This is a genomic window from Franconibacter sp. IITDAS19 (assembly GCF_023079515.1).
Taxonomy (GTDB): domain Bacteria; phylum Pseudomonadota; class Gammaproteobacteria; order Enterobacterales; family Enterobacteriaceae; genus Franconibacter; species Franconibacter pulveris.
In genome coordinates, this window is sequence record NZ_JALJCP010000011.1 from 161025 (window position 1) to 177593 (window position 16569).

18 protein-coding genes and 1 pseudogene are annotated in these 16569 nt (G+C 56.8%); 14 read left to right on the forward strand and 5 right to left on the reverse strand.

Annotation, left to right across the window (positions count from 1 at the left end):
- The first annotated feature begins 19 nt into the window (after positions 1-19).
- The 7 genes from nsrR (at position 20) to MT962_RS21215 (ending at position 7866) form a co-directional block, all read left to right on the forward strand.
- Positions 20-445, forward strand: a complete 426-nt coding sequence (gene nsrR / locus MT962_RS21185; RefSeq protein ID WP_024557212.1) for a nitric oxide-sensing transcriptional repressor NsrR — start codon at positions 20-22, stop codon at positions 443-445.
- Between the two features lie 34 nt (positions 446-479).
- A complete protein-coding gene (gene rnr, locus MT962_RS21190; RefSeq protein ID WP_247366361.1) occupies positions 480-2933 on the forward strand; it encodes a ribonuclease R in 2454 nt (817 codons plus the stop codon).
- Positions 2934-3007: 74 nt separating this feature from the next.
- On the forward strand, positions 3008-3739 hold the full coding sequence (gene rlmB, locus MT962_RS21195; protein ID WP_247366362.1) for a 23S rRNA (guanosine(2251)-2'-O)-methyltransferase RlmB: 732 nt from the start codon (positions 3008-3010) through the stop codon (positions 3737-3739).
- A gap of 200 nt (positions 3740-3939) precedes the next feature.
- Positions 3940-4338 carry a DUF350 domain-containing protein gene (locus MT962_RS21200; protein WP_024557209.1) on the forward strand — a complete coding sequence of 133 codons (399 nt, stop codon included), beginning with the start codon at positions 3940-3942 and terminating at the stop codon, positions 4336-4338.
- 76 nt (positions 4339-4414) lie between these two features.
- Positions 4415-4984, forward strand: coding sequence for a DUF1190 domain-containing protein (locus tag MT962_RS21205; protein ID WP_235146799.1), 570 nt, complete (start codon positions 4415-4417; stop codon positions 4982-4984).
- A complete protein-coding gene (locus tag MT962_RS21210) occupies positions 4985-6148 on the forward strand; it encodes a glutathionylspermidine synthase family protein (RefSeq protein WP_247366363.1) in 1164 nt (387 codons plus the stop codon).
- Between the two features lie 83 nt (positions 6149-6231).
- On the forward strand, positions 6232-7866 hold the full coding sequence (locus MT962_RS21215; RefSeq protein ID WP_024557206.1) for an isovaleryl-CoA dehydrogenase: 1635 nt from the start codon (positions 6232-6234) through the stop codon (positions 7864-7866).
- Here MT962_RS21215 and MT962_RS21220 read toward each other — a convergent pair whose 3' ends face one another.
- The 3 genes from MT962_RS21220 to bsmA form a co-directional block, all read right to left on the reverse strand.
- Positions 7867-9798 (reverse strand): Cache 3/Cache 2 fusion domain-containing protein, encoded by a 1932-nt coding sequence (locus MT962_RS21220; protein ID WP_247366364.1) that lies wholly within the window; start codon positions 9796-9798, stop codon positions 7867-7869.
- A gap of 151 nt (positions 9799-9949) precedes the next feature.
- Positions 9950-10225 (reverse strand): DUF1471 domain-containing protein, encoded by a 276-nt coding sequence (locus tag MT962_RS21225; protein ID WP_024558130.1) that lies wholly within the window; start codon positions 10223-10225, stop codon positions 9950-9952.
- Between the two features lie 144 nt (positions 10226-10369).
- Positions 10370-10684, reverse strand: coding sequence for a biofilm peroxide resistance protein BsmA (gene bsmA / locus MT962_RS21230; protein ID WP_247366365.1), 315 nt, complete (start codon positions 10682-10684; stop codon positions 10370-10372).
- A gap of 207 nt (positions 10685-10891) precedes the next feature.
- Between bsmA and yjfP the strand changes: the two genes are divergently transcribed.
- The gene (gene yjfP, locus MT962_RS21235) at positions 10892-11617 is read left to right on the forward strand and encodes an esterase (RefSeq protein WP_247366366.1); all 726 of its coding nucleotides are present in this window, start codon (positions 10892-10894) and stop codon (positions 11615-11617) included.
- 57 nt (positions 11618-11674) lie between these two features.
- Here yjfP and MT962_RS22340 read toward each other — a convergent pair.
- Positions 11675-11963, reverse strand: a pseudogene (locus MT962_RS22340) (hypothetical protein).
- 338 nt (positions 11964-12301) lie between these two features.
- On the opposite strand from MT962_RS22340, the gene rpsF reads away from it, so the two are divergent.
- The 5 genes from rpsF to MT962_RS21265 all read left to right on the forward strand — a co-directional run bounded on the left by rpsF (position 12302) and on the right by MT962_RS21265 (position 14823).
- A complete protein-coding gene (gene rpsF, locus MT962_RS21245; RefSeq protein ID WP_024558126.1) occupies positions 12302-12697 on the forward strand; it encodes a 30S ribosomal protein S6 in 396 nt (131 codons plus the stop codon).
- Positions 12698-12703: 6 nt separating this feature from the next.
- On the forward strand, positions 12704-13018 hold the full coding sequence (gene priB / locus MT962_RS21250; RefSeq protein WP_024559754.1) for a primosomal replication protein N: 315 nt from the start codon (positions 12704-12706) through the stop codon (positions 13016-13018).
- A gap of 4 nt (positions 13019-13022) precedes the next feature.
- Entirely contained in the window at positions 13023-13250 is a 228-nt protein-coding gene (gene rpsR, locus MT962_RS21255) for a 30S ribosomal protein S18 (protein WP_000135199.1), read from the forward strand.
- Between the two features lie 41 nt (positions 13251-13291).
- Complete coding sequence (rplI, locus tag MT962_RS21260) at positions 13292-13741, forward strand: 50S ribosomal protein L9 (protein ID WP_024554930.1); 450 nt, start codon at positions 13292-13294, stop codon at positions 13739-13741.
- 152 nt (positions 13742-13893) lie between these two features.
- Positions 13894-14823: a DMT family transporter gene (locus MT962_RS21265; protein WP_247366367.1), complete on the forward strand. Its 930-nt coding sequence runs from the start codon at positions 13894-13896 to the stop codon at positions 14821-14823.
- Between the two features lie 42 nt (positions 14824-14865).
- Here MT962_RS21265 and MT962_RS21270 read toward each other — a convergent pair whose 3' ends face one another.
- The gene (locus tag MT962_RS21270) at positions 14866-15486 is read right to left on the reverse strand and encodes a LysM-like peptidoglycan-binding domain-containing protein (protein WP_247366368.1); all 621 of its coding nucleotides are present in this window, start codon (positions 15484-15486) and stop codon (positions 14866-14868) included.
- 239 nt (positions 15487-15725) lie between these two features.
- Here MT962_RS21270 and fklB point away from each other — a divergent pair, with 239 nt between their 5' ends.
- Positions 15726-16346, forward strand: a complete 621-nt coding sequence (gene fklB, locus MT962_RS21275; RefSeq protein ID WP_024558122.1) for an FKBP-type peptidyl-prolyl cis-trans isomerase — start codon at positions 15726-15728, stop codon at positions 16344-16346.
- The last annotated feature ends 223 nt before the right edge of the window (positions 16347-16569 follow it).

A 16569-nucleotide genomic window follows, 5' to 3' on the forward strand; every position in this document is an offset into this window, starting at 1 on the left:
GCCCTGTTCTGAGGTTGATGTGCAGTTAACGAGTTTTACCGATTTCGGATTGCGTGCTTTGATTTATATGGCATCGCTGCCTGAAGGACGCATGACCAGTATTTCGGAAGTGACGGCTGTCTACGGCGTATCCCGTAATCACATGGTCAAAATCATTAATCAGCTGAGCCGCGCAGGCTATGTCGCTGCCATACGTGGGAAAAACGGCGGCATTCGCCTTGGCAAACCGGCTTCGCAAGTTCGCATTGGAGACGTGGTGCGCGAGCTGGAGCCGCTGTCCGTTGTGAACTGCAGCAGCGCGTTTTGCCACATCACTCCCGCCTGCCGCCTGAAACAGGCGCTGAACAAGGCGGTGGAGAGTTTCCTTCAGGAACTGGATAACTACACGCTGGCCGATTTAGTGGAAGAAAACCAGCCGCTCTACAAATTACTGCTGGTGGAATAATCATTGCGCCGCAGCTGACAACGGAGGAACCGCAATGTCACAAGATCCTTTTCAGGAACGAGAAGCCGAAAAATACGAAAACCCGATCCCAAGCCGGGAATTTATTCTCGAACATTTAACCAAACGGGAAAAGCCGGCAAATCGTGAAGAGATTGCTCTGGAGCTGAATATTGAAGGCGAAGAGCAGCAGGAAGCGCTGCGTCGTCGCCTGCGCGCCATGGAGCGCGACGGTCAGTTAGTCTTTACCCGCCGCCAGTGCTACGCGCTGCCGGAGCGCCTTGACCTGTTGAAAGGCACCGTTATCGGTCACCGCGACGGCTACGGCTTCCTGCGTGTGGAAGGGCGTAAAGACGATCTCTATCTCTCATCAGAACAGATGAAAACCTGCATCCACGGTGATGTGGTGCTGGCACAGCCGCTTGGCGCCGATCGCAAAGGCCGCCGCGAAGCGCGCATCGTTCGCGTATTGGTGCCGAAAACCAGCCAGATCGTCGGACGCTACTTTACCGATGCGGGCGTAGGGTTCGTGGTGCCGGACGACAGCCGCCTGAGCTTTGATATCCTTATTCCGCCTGAAGAGATCATGGGCGCGCGCATGGGCTTTGTCGTCGTGGTCGAACTGACCCAGCGTCCAACGCGCCGCACCAAGGCGGTGGGTAAAATCGTTGAGGTGCTGGGCGACAACATGGGCACCGGCATGGCGGTCGATATGGCGCTGCGCACCCATGAAATTCCTTATGTCTGGCCAAAAGAAGTAGAGCAACAGATAGCCGGGCTGAAAGAAGAGGTGCCGGAAGAGGCGAAGGCGGGGCGCGTGGATCTGCGTCAGCTGCCGCTGGTGACCATTGATGGCGAAGACGCCCGCGACTTTGATGACGCCGTTTACTGTGAGAAAAAACGCGGCGGCGGCTGGCGTCTGTGGGTGGCGATTGCCGATGTCAGCTATTACGTGCGTCCCTATACGCCGCTCGATAAAGAAGCGCGTAACCGCGGCACTTCGGTTTACTTTCCTTCGCAGGTGGTGCCGATGCTGCCGGAAGTGCTTTCTAACGGCCTTTGCTCCCTTAACCCGCAGGTCGACCGCCTGTGTATGGTGTGCGAAATGACGGTCTCCGCCAAAGGACGTCTGACCGGCTACAAATTCTATGAAGCGGTCATGAACTCGCATGCGCGCCTCACTTATACCAAGGTATGGCACATACTGCAGGGCGATCAGGATTTACGCAGCCAGTACCAGCCGCTGGTAAGGCATATCGAAGAGCTGCACAACCTCTACAAAGCGCTGGATGAAGCGCGCGACGAACGCGGCGGCATCTCCTTTGAGAGCGAAGAGGCGAAGTTCATCTTTAATGCCGAACGCCGTATTGAGCGCATTGAGCAGACCGAGCGCAACGACGCCCACAAGCTCATCGAAGAGTGCATGATCCTGGCGAACATTTCTGCGGCGCGTTTTGTTGAAAAGAACAAAGAGCCGGCGCTGTTCCGTATCCACGATCGCCCGACCAACGACGCCATTACCGCGTTTCGCACGGTGCTGGCGGAGCTTGGCCTTGAACTGCCGGGCGGCAATAAGCCGGAGCCGCGCGATTACGCAGAGCTGCTGGAATCGATCGCCGATCGTCCCGATCATGAAATGCTGCAAACGATGCTGCTGCGTTCCATGAAGCAGGCGATTTACGATCCGGAGAACCGCGGCCACTTCGGCCTGGCGCTGCAATCTTACGCGCACTTTACTTCGCCGATTCGCCGTTATCCCGATTTACTGCTGCACCGCGCGCTGAAATATCTGGTGGCTAAGCAGGAAGGGCACAAAGGCGAGAGCACTGAAACGGGCGGCTGGCACTACAACATGGATGAGATGCTGCAGCTTGGTCAGCACTGCTCCATGGCGGAACGCCGCGCCGACGAAGCGACACGCGAAGTGGCGGACTGGCTGAAGTGCGACTTTATGCAGGATCACGTTGGCAGCACCTTCTCCGGCGTTATCGCAAGCGTCACCGGCTTTGGCTTCTTTGTGCGCCTGAACGATCTTTTTATCGATGGCCTCGTGCATGTCTCCTCGCTGGATAACGACTATTACCGCTTCGACCAGGTTGGCCAGCGGCTGATTGGCGAGTCCAGCGGCCAGACCTACCGCCTGGGCGACCGGGTTGAAGTGCGCGTGGAGGCGGTCAATATGGATGAGCGCAAGATAGACTTCTCGCTTATTTCCAGCGAACGTGCGCCGCGTGGTGCGGGGAAAACGGCTCGCGAACGTGAAAAACGGGGCGCGAAAGAGAACAGTAAAGGCGGCAGACGTCGTCAGACTGGAAAGCGGGTCAACTTCGAGCCGGACAGCGCCTTCCGCAAAGGCAAGCCTAAGGCTAAGCGTGACGATCGCGACGAGCCGAAAGGCAAAGCGAAAGGGAAAAAACCTTCGCCAAAAACCGCTAAAATCGCCGCCGCTACAAAATCGAAGCGTGCAGCGAAGAAAAAGCAGGCTGAGTGATCTTAATCCCTTCCCCCGATGGGGGAGGGAAGCAAGTAAAAAAGGCGGTTCGCCGCCCATAATGAGTACTATTCATGAGTGAAATGATTTACGGCATTCATGCCGTTCAGGCCCTTCTGGAACGCGCGCCAGAGCGTTTTCAGGAGGTGTTTATTCTTAAAGGACGTGAAGACAAGCGTCTGCTGCCGTTGATTCATGCGCTTGAAGCGCAGGGCGTGCCGATTCAGGTGGCGAGCCGCCAGTTCCTGGATGAGAAAGCGGATGGCGCGGTGCATCAGGGCATTATCGCCCGCGTAAAGCCGGGCCGTCAGTATCAGGAAAACGATCTGCCGGCTCTGATCGCCCAGTTCGAACAGCCGTTTTTGTTGATCCTGGATGGCGTGACCGATCCGCATAACCTTGGCGCTTGCCTGCGCAGCGCGGATGCAGCGGGCGTACACGCGGTTATCGTGCCCAAAGATCGCTCGGCGCAGCTCAACGCGACGGCGAAAAAAGTGGCCTGCGGCGCGGCGGAAAGCGTACCGCTGATTCGCGTTACCAACCTGGCGCGCACCATGCGTCAGTTGCAGGAGGCGAATATCTGGATAGTCGGCACGGCAGGCGAGGCGGATCATACGCTCTACCAGAGCAAAATGACCGGCCCGCTGGCGCTGGTGATGGGCGCGGAAGGGGAAGGCATGCGCCGTCTCACGCGCGAGCACTGCGATGAGCTTATCAGCATCCCGATGGCGGGCAGCGTCTCCTCGCTGAACGTGTCGGTCGCCACAGGTATCTGTCTGTTTGAAGCGGTGCGCCAGCGCGGCTAATCGCTCTCACCGAACCCTAAGCCACTCTTCGCAGTGGCTTTTTTATTGCCTGAAATACCAAAAAGAGATCGGTTTCAGCCCATGCGTAGTGTAAAGTTTTGGCAGCAAAATCAGTTACTCTGCGCAGACTGCTACCATAAACATCACAGGCGCAAGGCCTGATGAATTCATTACTTTTAACCGGATCGGGAGAAGCGACCGTGCAGACATTCCATGGATTGATGGCGTTTTGCGCTTACTTTTTTATCGGGCTGGTGATGATTAACTGCTTTATGTTTATCTACACCCGCATCACCCCGTACAACGAATGGCAGTTAATTAAAGAGAATAATAGCTCGGCCGCCGCCGCATTTAGCGGAGCGATACTCGGCTATGTCATCCCCCTTGCCAGCGCGGCCATCAACTCTGTGAGCCTGCTGGACTATTTAATTTGGGGGGCGATTGCGCTGGTCGTTCAGCTTATAATCTACGGCGGCGTGCGGGTTTATATGCCGAAGCTAAGTAATAAAATCGCAGATGGCAACATTGCCGCCGGCGTATTTATGGGCGCTGCGTCGCTGGCGGGCGGCATTCTCAACGCGGCATGCATGACCTGGTAAACATCAACGGTAATAAAGGGTAAACATGGCGGCATCAAGGAAGAGGCGCAAGAAACGCCGTCTCCCCAGTCCGGTAATGAATTCTGCCGATCTGGATATTTATAAAGGCAATAAGAAAAGAAAAGGGCCGAAAGTGTTAACGCTTGCCATTATGGGCGGCGCGGCCTTTTTCGCGATTAAAAGCGGTGACAAAGCCAGCGATAACGATGGCGACGGTTATTTTTATCAGTCTGTCGACGCCTGCGTAGCCGATGATAACCCGCGTGAAGCCTGTACTGCCGCCTGGGATAACGCGAAGGTCGCCTTTGAGCAAGAGGCTTCGCTGCCGCTGACCTGGGCTGCCTGTTATGAACGTTACGAGAGCTGCACTTATGATGCGCCGCGGCGCACATGGGTGCCGGTCATGGCTGGTTTCCTGCTGGCGAAACGGCAAAAACCAGATGAAGACCAGCAGAGCCACAGCACTTATTACCATGGCGGCTCGGTCTATTCTTCCCGCCCGGTCTGGCGCAACACATCAGGCGATTACGCCTGGCGCTCCCGTTCAAAATCCAGCGTGAATGGCTACGCGACCCGAAGCGTTAAAACGCTCTCGCGCGGCGGCTTCGGACGCGCTTCCGGCTCCCACGGCAGTTGGGGAGGCTAGATGCTGCGTCATCATGTGCCGGTGCGCCCAGGGCTTGAGCGCATCGCCCGCAGCCACGGCTTCAATTTTCATATTATTGATGACGAGGTCTACTGGGATGAGAGCCGCGCTTACCGCTTTACGCTCAAGCAGATTGAAGATCAGATTGAGCAACCGACCAACGAACTGCATGCGATGTGTCTTGAGGTGGTCGACCGGGCAGTACGCGATGACGCTATTCTGACGCAGTTGGCTATTCCGGAACTGTACTGGGACGCGGTTGCGCGCAGCTGGCGGGAAAAAGACCCTTCGCTCTATGGCCGCATGGATTTTGTCTGGTGCGGACAGGGGCCGGTAAAGCTGCTGGAATATAATGCCGATACGCCCACCTCGCTGTATGAATCCGCTTACTTCCAGTGGCTCTGGCTGGAGGATGCGCGCGCCCAGAGGCTAATTCCCCGCCATGCCGATCAGTACAACGCGATTCAGGAAAAACTGATCGCCCGCTTTGCCGAAATAAAAGGCGCAGAGCCGCTCTATTTCTGCTGCTGCAAAGAGACGGATGAAGACCGCGGCACCGTGCTTTATCTGCAAGATTGCGCCATTCAGGCGGGCCTTGATACGCGCTTTATCTATATGGAAGACCTGGGGCTCGGCGTGGGCGGCTTGCTGACGGATTTGCAGGATAACGTTGTGCGGCACGCTTTTAAGCTCTACCCGCTGGAATGGATGATGCGTGACGATAACGGTCCGCTGCTGCGTAAACGCCATGAGCGCTGGATAGAGCCGCTGTGGAAAAGCATTTTGAGCAATAAAGGGCTGCTGCCGCTGCTGTGGCGGTTTTTCCCGCGCCATCCCAACCTGCTTCCCGCCTGGTTTGATGGCGACGCGGCGCTCGTTGCGCCGGGAGAAAGTTATGTGCGAAAGCCGCTCTTTTCTCGTGAAGGCGAAAACATCGCTATCTTTGACGGCCAGCATAATGTTGTGGACCAGCAGGGCGGCGGCTATAGCGCAGAGCCGGTTGTCTGGCAGGCTTTTCAGCCGCTGCCGCGTTTTGGCGACAGCTATACGCTGATAGGCAGCTGGATTGTGGATGACGAGGCGGCAGGAATGGGCATTCGCGAAGACAGTACGCTGATTACCAAAGATACTTCGCGTTTTGTGCCGCACTATATCGCAGGCTAACCGCACTTTTGTGACCTCATCCCGCGCGCGCCTTTTCCCCGCTGCCATAATAAGTGGCGGGATTCGCAACGGAGGGAGTAAGCATGCCGTGGCAAACGCATACCGTATTTAACCAACCCATTCCCTTAAATAACAGCAACCTCTTTTTATCCGACGCCGCGTTGCGCGAGGCGGTAAACCGCGAAGGTGCAGGGTGGGATGCCGAGCTGCTCGCCAGCATCGGCCAGCAGCTCGGCACGGCGGAATCGCTGGAGCTGGGGCGGCTGGCGAATGCCAACCCGCCGGAGCTGCTGCGCTATGACGCCAGCGGCGCGCGGTTGGATGATGTACGTTTTCATCCCGCCTGGCACTTGCTTATGCAGGGGCTATGCGCCAACCGGGTGCATAACCTTCCCTGGCAGGAGGAGGCGCGTCACGGCTCGTTTGTCGCCCGCGCCGCGCGCTTTGTGCTGCATGCGCAGGTAGAGGCGGGTACGCTTTGCCCCATCACCATGACGTTCGCCGCCACGCCTTTGCTGCAAAGCGCGCTGCCTGCGCCGTTTCAGGACTGGCTAAAGCCGTTGCTGAGCGACCGTTACGATGCCCACCTGCAGCCTGGCGCGCAGAAGCGCGGCCTGCTGATTGGCATGGGCATGACGGAAAAACAGGGCGGTTCGGACGTGCTCAGCAACACCACCAGGGCGGAGCCGCTGGCGCAGCCGGGGCCGGGAGAAGCTTACCGGCTGGTGGGGCATAAATGGTTTTTCTCGGTGCCGCAGAGCGACGCGCATCTGGTGCTGGCGCAGGCGAAAGGCGGGCTCTCCTGCTTTTTCGTCCCCCGCTTTTTACCGGACGGCCAGCGCAACGCGGTGCGACTTGAGCGGCTGAAAGAGAAGCTTGGCAACCGCTCCAACGCCAGCAGCGAAGCGGAGTTTTTTGACGCCGCCGGTTGGCTGGTGGGCGAGGAGGGAGAAGGGGTCAGGCAGATCCTGAAGATGGGCGGCATGACCCGCTTTGACTGTGCGCTGGGCAGCCACGGCCTGATGCGTCGGGCGTTGTCGGTGGCGCTTTATCACGCCCACCAGCGGCAGGCGTTCGGCAAAAACCTGATTGAACAGCCGCTGATGCGCCAGGTGCTGGGACGAATGGCGCTGCAGCTTGAAGGGCAAACGGCGCTGCTGTTTCGCCTGGCGGGCGCATGGGAGAAGCGCGGCGACGAGCGGGACACGGCGTTTTGCCGTCTCTTTACGCCAGCGGCGAAATACGCGGTCTGTAAAGGCGGCATTCCTTTCGTCGCCGAGGCGATGGAGGTGCTGGGCGGTATCGGCTATTGCGAAGAAAACGAGCTGCCGCGTCTTTACCGTGAGATGCCGGTCAACAGCATCTGGGAAGGCTCCGGCAATATTATGTGTCTTGACGTGCTGCGCGTGCTATCGCGCCACGCAGGGACGATGGAGATGCTGCACGCGGAGTTTGATGAAGTGAAAGGACGCAATCGCCATTTCGATCGCGCCTGGCGGCAGCTTCAGCAGCAGCTGCGTAAGCCGCAGGAGGCTGCCGCCAGGTTATTGACGGAGCAACTGTACGCGCTTGTCGTCGGCGCGCAGTTACTCCGACACGTCACACCGCCGATGGCCGAAGCCTGGTGCCAGATGGCGCTCGATGCCCGCGGCGGCAGCCAGCTTTCAGAATCGGTTCTGAACGATGTGCTGCTGCGCGCCACCGGCGGGGCGGGGTAATTACCCTTTCAGATGGAAAAGGCTTACCAGCTCGTTGAGATGATGCCCTTTCTCCCGTAGCGACTGCGCCGTCTGTTCGCTGCGGGAGACCCGCCCGGCATTGATGTGCGTCGCTTCGCCAATCTGCGCCATGGCGATATTGACCTGGCCGATACCCGCGGATTGCTCGTGCGAGGCGTGACTTATCTCTGTCACCAGTTGGTTTATCTGATCGATGCGGCCAATGATGACCTCCATCGCCTGGCGCGTCTGCTCAGACAGCTGGTGCCCTTCGCTCACTTTGCCAAGCGTGTCGCTGATAAGCTCATCAATCTCTTTTACCGCGTTGGCGCTGCGCGCCGCCAGCGCGCGGACTTCCTGCGCGACGACCGCAAAGCCTTTGCCATGTTCACCCGCGCGGGCGGCTTCAACGGCGGCATTCAACGCCAGGATGTTAGTCTGGAACGCGATGGATTCGATAACCTGCGTGATATCGGCGATGCGCTGCGACGCAACGCGGATTGCGTCCATCGTCACCACGGCATTGCCAACGGTTTCACCCCCCTCATGCACCGCGTGGGAGGCCTCTTTCACCAGGCTCTGCGTCTGCGCCATATTGGCCGCATTCTGCTGCACGGTGGCCGCCAGCTGCTCCATGCTGGCGGAGGTCTCTTCCACGCTGCTCGCCTGCTTGTTGATTTGCTCGCTGATCTCTCCGCTGTCGGCGGCAAGGGCGGTTGTGCCCTGACGGATATCGCCAGCGGCGTCGCGCACTTTACTCACAATCTCCTGCAAACCGTTGCCGATGCCGTTCAGCGCATGAATAAGCTGGCCGACTTCATCATGCCTGTCGGTCTGAATAGCCGAGCGTAAATCGCCCGCTGCGTACTGCTGCGCCAGCGCTATCGCTTCACGCAGCGGCGCCGTCAACAGGCGGCGCGTCATCCAGACAAAGACGGCGGCAAAGAGAAGAGAAATGATGATGCCGGCCGCCAGGAACTGGTTGCGCAGCGTGGTGACGTTCGCCAGCAGCACCGCTTTATCCGCTTCGCCGACGATAACCCAGTTCCAGCCGGGCAGGCGGGTAAAGCTCATCAACACCTTACGGCCCTGGGCGTTTTCCCGCTCCAGCGTGCCTGAATCCGTTTTCAGCAGCGTTTGCTGGATGGCGTCCGGCCACTGCGGAAGCTGGCCTTCCTGTTTGCTGTGGAACAGAAACTGGCCGTAGTTTTTGCCGGCTGCGCCATTCAGCACATAGAAATGACCGCTGTCGCCCAGGCGGCGGCTAAGGATTTTTTCGCGCATCACTTGCCAGGAGGCGGTGATATCTACGCCGACAAACAGAATGGCGATAACCTCGCCGCTGGCGTCTTTAACGGGCTGATATTGAGTGATGTAACGCTTGCCAAACAGGTAGGCCAGACCGCGATACGTCTCGCCACGGGCGATGGCGGCGAAGGCGGGGCTTTCGCGGTCAAGCTGCGTGCCGATAGCGCGATCGCCGTTTTCTTTACGTAGCGAAGTCGCTACGCGCACGAAATCATCGCCGCTGCGGACGAACAGCGTGGCGATAGCGCCGGTGCGGGCGAGAAAATCATCGGGCAGCGCGTTGTTTTCATGCAGCGAAACGTCGCCACCTTTCAGCATCGGCACGCGAATGCCGTTAATAGTCTGCGGCTGGCTGGCGTCACGGGTAAGAGGCTGCGGCAGAAAGCTGTTGAACAGCGTGGTGTAGCTCGCCACTTCGGCGTTCAGGCTGCTGTCGAACATCTGCACCATATCCACCACGCTGGTGGCCTGATTATGTAAGTCCTCGACGGCCAGCGCCTCAAGCTGCTGGCTGGCTTTATGGCTTAGGGCGAGCGTAAAAAGCAAAAAAAGCAGGGCGACGGCAAGACCGGTCAGCAAGGAGAGCTTCGCGCCAAGCCCCCAGCGGCGAAAAAAAAGTGTCATAAACGAGCCTGTAGAAAGTTAGGGGTTGGCTCGTTCAACGGCAGCAGATGACGAATATTTATTACTCAAATGTAACCATTTATTTCTATGAATAATGATTTAGATCATGGCGAGCGGTATAAATCGCCATTTCATGGCGAAAATGACACCGTCAGGCATAGATAATCGCCTGCACCTGCCAGCTGTCGGCGCGGGTGGTTTCATGCATCTGCACGATGCGGTAGTAGGAGGCGCCCTGTTCGTCCGCTTTCCAGGCGATAATGCGCTCGACCTCTTGCGGGCTGCCAACGACTTCGCTCACCGAAATGGTGCCGATTTCGTTAAGCCCGGTTACGCGGTCAGCGCTGGCGTTTTCCGCCGACTGGGCAGAGGTGGTGATAAGCCCTACGGAAAGCAGCAGGGAGGTCAAAGCAAGCGATTGTTTCATTATCATCGTCTCCTCACATTACCCTGTCTGAGCAGGGCGTTCCTTCGCGTTCTGGTCCCGGTCCGTCAGGCTTTACAGGAGATAATTGTGCACAAGTAACGATCAACGTACGCAAGGCAGTGTAAATTTGCTTAATTACCGTTGTTATGGTGCTTTACGAAACAGTATCGCCTGGCCATACCAACGGCCTGGAACGACGGTTTCGTCGTTCACCAACACCTGATAGTAATCGGCTTTTGCCGCCGCGGCTTTTGCACGCAACTCTCGCAGGCTGTCATCAGGCGAACCGCGTTCAAGCGAGGTGACGGTGCCGATTTTCACCAGTCCCTGCGTTTGATTACGCTGAATCTCCTGCGGCTGGTCAGTCACCGGCGGAGGAGGTTGGGGCGTACCCTGTAGCGCGCTGCACGCGCTCAGCGTAAAAACCAGCAAAAGGGGGACGATTCGTTGCATTACCATTCTCTTTACCTCATAGCCTCAGTGTAGTTGGGGATAAACAGAAAGTATGAGGGAGGTTCCCGTTCTGTTATCTCAGGCGCGCTTTTCGGGTGAGCGGATGCCAAAAGCGTAATGTACATCTCAACCTGCCGCCTGATTGACAAGGTGGTTTTACAGAACAAAAAACGTCCATATATGCATATATAGTACGCAAGGGGCTTACTCGCGATGATTGAAATCACAACAGACAGGCTGTGCGAAGGCGAAGTCCTTCATGCCTTTCCGGCAGGGCAGCGATACACGCCTTTACCTACGGTGCTGTTTTATCACGGCTTTGCCTCATCCAAAACGGTCTACAGCTATTTCGCCGTCGCGCTGGCGCAGGTCGGTTTTCGCGTGGTCATGCCGGACGCGCCAGAACATGGCGCGCGGTTCAACGGCGATGCGGCAGGTCGTTCGCAGCGTTTCTGGCCTATCCTGCATGGCAACCTCGCGGAATATCCGGCGCTGCGGGACGCTTTGTTCGCTGCCAATCTGGTGGAGGAAGGGCGGCTGGCGGTGGGCGGCGCTTCCATGGGCGGCATGACGGCGTTGGGCATCATGGGACGTCATGCCGAGGTGCGCTGCGTAGCTTCGCTGATGGGGTCGGGCTATTATAGTTCGCTTGCAAAAACGCTGTTCCCGCCGCCGGAAGCGTTCGACAGCGTGCTGGCGCCGCTTGCTCCTTATGAGGCGGGGCGGCAACTGGAGAACCTTGCCGATCGGCCGCTTTTTTTATGGCATGGTGAAGCCGATGACGTGGTGCCTACGGTTGAGAGTTTCCGCCTGCAGCATGCGCTGGCGCGCGAGGAACTGAATAAAAATTTAACTTGCGTATGGGAGGCGGGCGTTAAGCATCGCATCACGCCGCTGGCGCTGGAGTCCGCCACGCGCTTTTTCACTGCGCATTTATAAACAGAAAAAAGCCCCCGGAACGGGGGCGGAAAAGGTCTGGCAATTTTCTCGTTGTGGTTATCCTGGTGTAAGTCGATGAATGCCTGTACCCACATTCATCCTGAATTTATTACCGGATTTGCGGTTCAGCAGGCGGAAGATGCGCCGTCGCGCTGACCACCCCGGTCTTGTTAATTATCATCCGATCCGCCTCGCTGCCGCTGGCGCGATTATGGTTGATATAAATAACGCCAAGGCTGTGCACATCGTCCATATTTCTGGCCATAGGGCCTTGCATTTCTATGGCTGCGGTTGCGTTTACGGCAGGTAAAAGCGCAGCCAGAAGAATCAATGTGAAGGTTTTCATAGGCACGCTCCACTACAGCTAATCAGTTACGTTCGGCTGTTCCTCCTTTCTTAATGACCCTTATAAAAAGTGTAACGCCACTTTCTTGTTTAAAAAGCGACCGTTTTTGAACAAGTCGTGCAAAAAACAGCGGCGAAGAGCGGTTAAAGACAGCAAAACAACACATTAGAAAGCGCCTGAGCGCGGGAGGTAATTATTTGCTCAATTACCTTGAGTTTACGAAGGGGCGCAAGTAGAATGACGCGTCAATTTTTCAGCCGCCCTTTAACACGTTCCTTGCCTCCCCGGGCCGCGGCTGACCCAGACAGGAGGCTGAATAATCCGTAAGGAGCAATTCGATGCGTCATTACGAAATCGTTTTTATGGTCCATCCTGACCAGAGCGAACAGGTTCCGGGCATGATCGAGCGTTACACTGGTGCTATCACTGGTGCAGAAGGCAAGATCCACCGTCTGGAAGACTGGGGCCGCCGTCAGCTGGCTTACCCGATCAACAAACTGCACAAAGCGCACTATGTTCTGATGAACGTTGAAGCGCCGCAGGAAGTTATCGATGAGCTGGAAACTAACTTCCGCTTCAACGATGCCGTTATCCGCAGCATGGTTATGCGTACCAAACACGCCGTGACTGAAGCATCTCCGATGGTTAAAGCGAAAGACGAGCGCCGTGAGCGTCGCGAAGATTTCGCAAACGAAACCGCAGATGATGCTGATGCTGGGGATTCTGAAGAGTAATTACTGATGGCCAACCGTCTGGTGTTGTCCGGCACCGTGTGCAGGGCACCCCTTCGAAAGGTCAGCCCATCAGGAATTCCTCACTGCCAGTTCGTGCTTGAGCACCGTTCTGTGCAGGAGGAAGCCGGTTTTCACCGGCAGGCGTGGTGTCAGATGCCGGTTATTATCAGCGGGCACGAGAACCAGGCCGTTACTCACAGTATAACGGTCGGCACGCACATTACCGTTCATGGCTTTATCTGCTGCCACAAGGCGCGAAATGGCCTGACGAAAATGGTGTTGCATGCCGAGCAGATTGAATTGATAGATTCTGGAGACTAGCCAAATGGCACGTTATTTCCGTCGTCGCAAGTTCTGCCGTTTCACCGCGGAAGGCGTTCAAGAGATCGACTATAAAGATATCGCTACGCTGAAAAACTACATCACCGAAAGCGGTAAGATTGTCCCGAGCCGTATCACCGGTACCCGTGCAAAATACCAGCGTCAGCTGGCTCGCGCTATCAAACGCGCTCGCTACCTGTCCCTGCTGCCGTACACTGATCGTCATCAGTAATCGGTCACGGTCCATTAATACGACTTTGAGAGGATAAGGTAATGCAAGTTATTCTGCTTGATAAAGTAGCAAACCTGGGCAGCCTGGGCGACCAGGTAAACGTTAAAGCGGGCTACGCTCGTAACTTCCTGGTTCCGCAGGGCAAAGCTGTGCCGGCTACCAAGAAAAACGTTGAGTTCTTCGAAGCACGTCGTGCTGAACTGGAAGCTAAACTGGCTGACGTTCTGGCGGCTGCTGAAGCTCGCGCTGAGAAAATCAACGCGCTGGGCTCTGTTACCATCGCGTCCAAATCTGGCGACGAAGGTAAACTGTTCGGTTCCATCGGTACCCGCGACATCGCTGACGCTGTAACTGCAGCAGGCGTTGAAGTGGCTAAGAGCGAAGTTCGTCTGCCGAACGGCGTTCTGCGTACCACTGGCGAGCACGAAGTGGACTTCCAGGTTCACAGCGAAGTATTCGCTAAACTGACTGTAAACGTAGTCGCTGAATAAGTTATTATTCATCATTACGTAGAAACGCCGGCCTTGCGCCGGCGTTTTGCTTTTAAAGCTAGCTGGCTCCCGCTTTTGTTCTGGTATGATGGCTATTCTCCCTCCGTTCCTTGATAATAAAATGAAACGCTATTTTATATTTGGAACGTGCCATGGAAACCACGCTTCAGGCCCCTCTTTTTGCCCGTAAAAATGTCGCTTATGCTGGCGCAACGCTCTGCTGTTTACTGTGGGGAAGCGCTTATCCCGTCATCAAGATCGGTTATGAACTCTTTCAGATAGCCACTGACGATATCCCGTCGAAGGTTGTCTTCGCAGGCTACCGCTTCCTGTTTGCCGGGCTGTTGCTGTTGCTTTTCGCCCTTGCGCAGCGAAAACCTATCGCCAGGCTCAGTTCGCAGCAGTACGGACAGCTGGCCCTGCTGGGCCTCACGCAGACCTCGATTCAGTATGTGTTTTTCTATGTAGGGCTTGCCTTTACCACCGGCGTGAAGGGCTCGATCATGAACGCCACTGGCACGTTCTTCAGCGTGTTGCTGGCGCATTTTATCTACCAGAACGACAGGCTGAGCTATAACAAAACGCTGGGCTGCGTTCTTGGGTTTGCAGGCGTGATGCTGGTGAACTTTACCGATTCGCTGGTGGATTTTCACTTTGTCTGGACGGGCGACGGCTTCGTGGTGCTGGCGGCGTTTATTCTCTCGGCGGCCACGCTTTACGGGAAACGCATTTCCCAGACTGTCGACCCCACGGTGATGACCGGCTGGCAGCTCGCCTTTGGCGGCGGCGTGCTGGTGGCGGGCGGCTATCTGACAGGCGGCACGCTGGAGCTGCATAGCGCAAAGGCGGCGGCAGTGCTGGCTTACCTGACGCTGCTCTCCTCTGTCGCTTTCGCGTTATGGAGCGTGCTGCTCAAGCACAACCGGGTGAGCATGATAGCGCCGTTTAACTTTGTGGTGCCGATTGCAGGCACGGTGCTCTCCGCCATTTTCCTCGGGGAAAACATTTTCGAGATCAAATATGCCCTCGCGCTGGTGCTGGTTTGCTCGGGGATCTGGTGGGTAAATAAAAGAAGCGCTTGAGGAGAGCGCCGGGCAGGGCGGGCTTGCCCGGCTTTCAGAGACTTAACGGACGCGAATAAAGCTGCCGTCCGGCTGACGGGTAAACAGCACCTGCTGGTTCTCGGAAACATCAATGGTCAGGGCCGTCACCACGCCGCTGGCGTTCTGGCGAACCTGCACCATCTGGCCGGTCTGGAGGTTGCTCAGCGGCTTGCCTTCACCCTCCACTTTCGCCATCGCGTAAATATCTGTCGCGGGAAGATTATGGTCGCGGAACAGCTGCGCCAGCGTTTTGCCCGACTCTACGCGATAGGTGCGCCACTGCTGATCGATATCATTATTCTTCGGCTGGAAAGGCTGCGACGCCTGATTTTCAGCAGGTGCAGGCTCCTGTACCGGCTGCGGCTCCACGGGCTGCGTTGTTTGCGGGGCGCTGGCGGGCGGATTGACCAGTTCCGCCTGCATCGGCTCCTGTGAGGAGGAGCGGATATCGAGCTGGGCGTCGCGCGTGACCGGCTTTGTGGGCTCTTCCGGCGAAGGCCAGAGAAAGCAGATGATAATAACCACGGCGGCAATAATAATGCCGCGGCGATGTAAGGGCGGCAGCGGATCCATAATCCGCAGCCGGTCCGGGGCGTGCCAAATCCGCGCCAGGGTGGGTTTAAAGGCGAATTGTCCAGGCATGCGTTCCTCCCGTGTGTGTCATCGCGCTGTCGCCTGCGCAAGTGTATCCAGTATAGTTGTCTAACTGCTTGATGCCTGTGGCAATGTCATCTTTCGTGACGTCAGCGCCTTATTGTATACGTCTGCATGTATTGTTTCCGTTTCTCCGTAATTTGTCATCTTTCCCACGGAAAGTTTTACCCTGAGTGGCAGGGCTGCTATGCTGCGCGGAATTTTTTCACTTCATGAAAGGAAAACCCATGACGACCCCTTCTTTTGACACCATCGAGTCGCAAGCAAGTTACGGTATTGGTCTGCAGGTTGGTCAGCAGCTGCGTGAGTCCGGCCTGGAAGGGCTGATGCCGGAAGCGCTGCTGGCGGGTCTGCGTGACGCGCTGGAAGGGAATCAGCCTGTCGTGCCGGTAGACGTGGTGCATCGCGCGCTGCGTGAAATTCATGAACGCGCCGATGCGGTGCGTCGCGAGCGCCAGAAAGCGCTGGCGGTGGAAGGCGAAAAGTATCTGGAAGAGAACCGCCAGCGTGAAGGCGTGAACAGCACCGAAACCGGCCTGCAGTTCCGCGTCATTACCCAGGGCGAAGGTCCGATCCCCTCCCGTAAAGATCACGTACGCGTGCACTATACCGGCAAACTTATCGACGGCACCGTATTCGACAGCTCCGTTGCGCGCGGCGAACCGGCAGAGTTCCCGGTAAGCGGCGTTATCGCTGGCTGGATTGAAGCGCTGACCCTGATGCCGGTCGGTTCAAAGTGGGAACTGGCTATCCCGTACAACCTCGCTTACGGCGAGCGCGGCGCGGGCGCTTCTATCCCACCGTTCAGCACGCTGATATTCGAAGTGGAATTGCTGGAAATCCTGTAAAGGAACCCACAACCCCCGCTTCGGCGGGGGTTTTGTTTATAAGACGGTAGAGAAACGCGCAATTATGCTGGCTACGTTCGCGCCCGTAGTGTTTTTGTGATGCGTTTCGCGGCCTGAAAGTGATTTGACACTCATTTTAAACATATATTTAACATTGCATTTAAAACTCAGTATTCAACCTTCCGGTTCTTACCTAATATCGAGGATGTTTTGCGAAAGACAT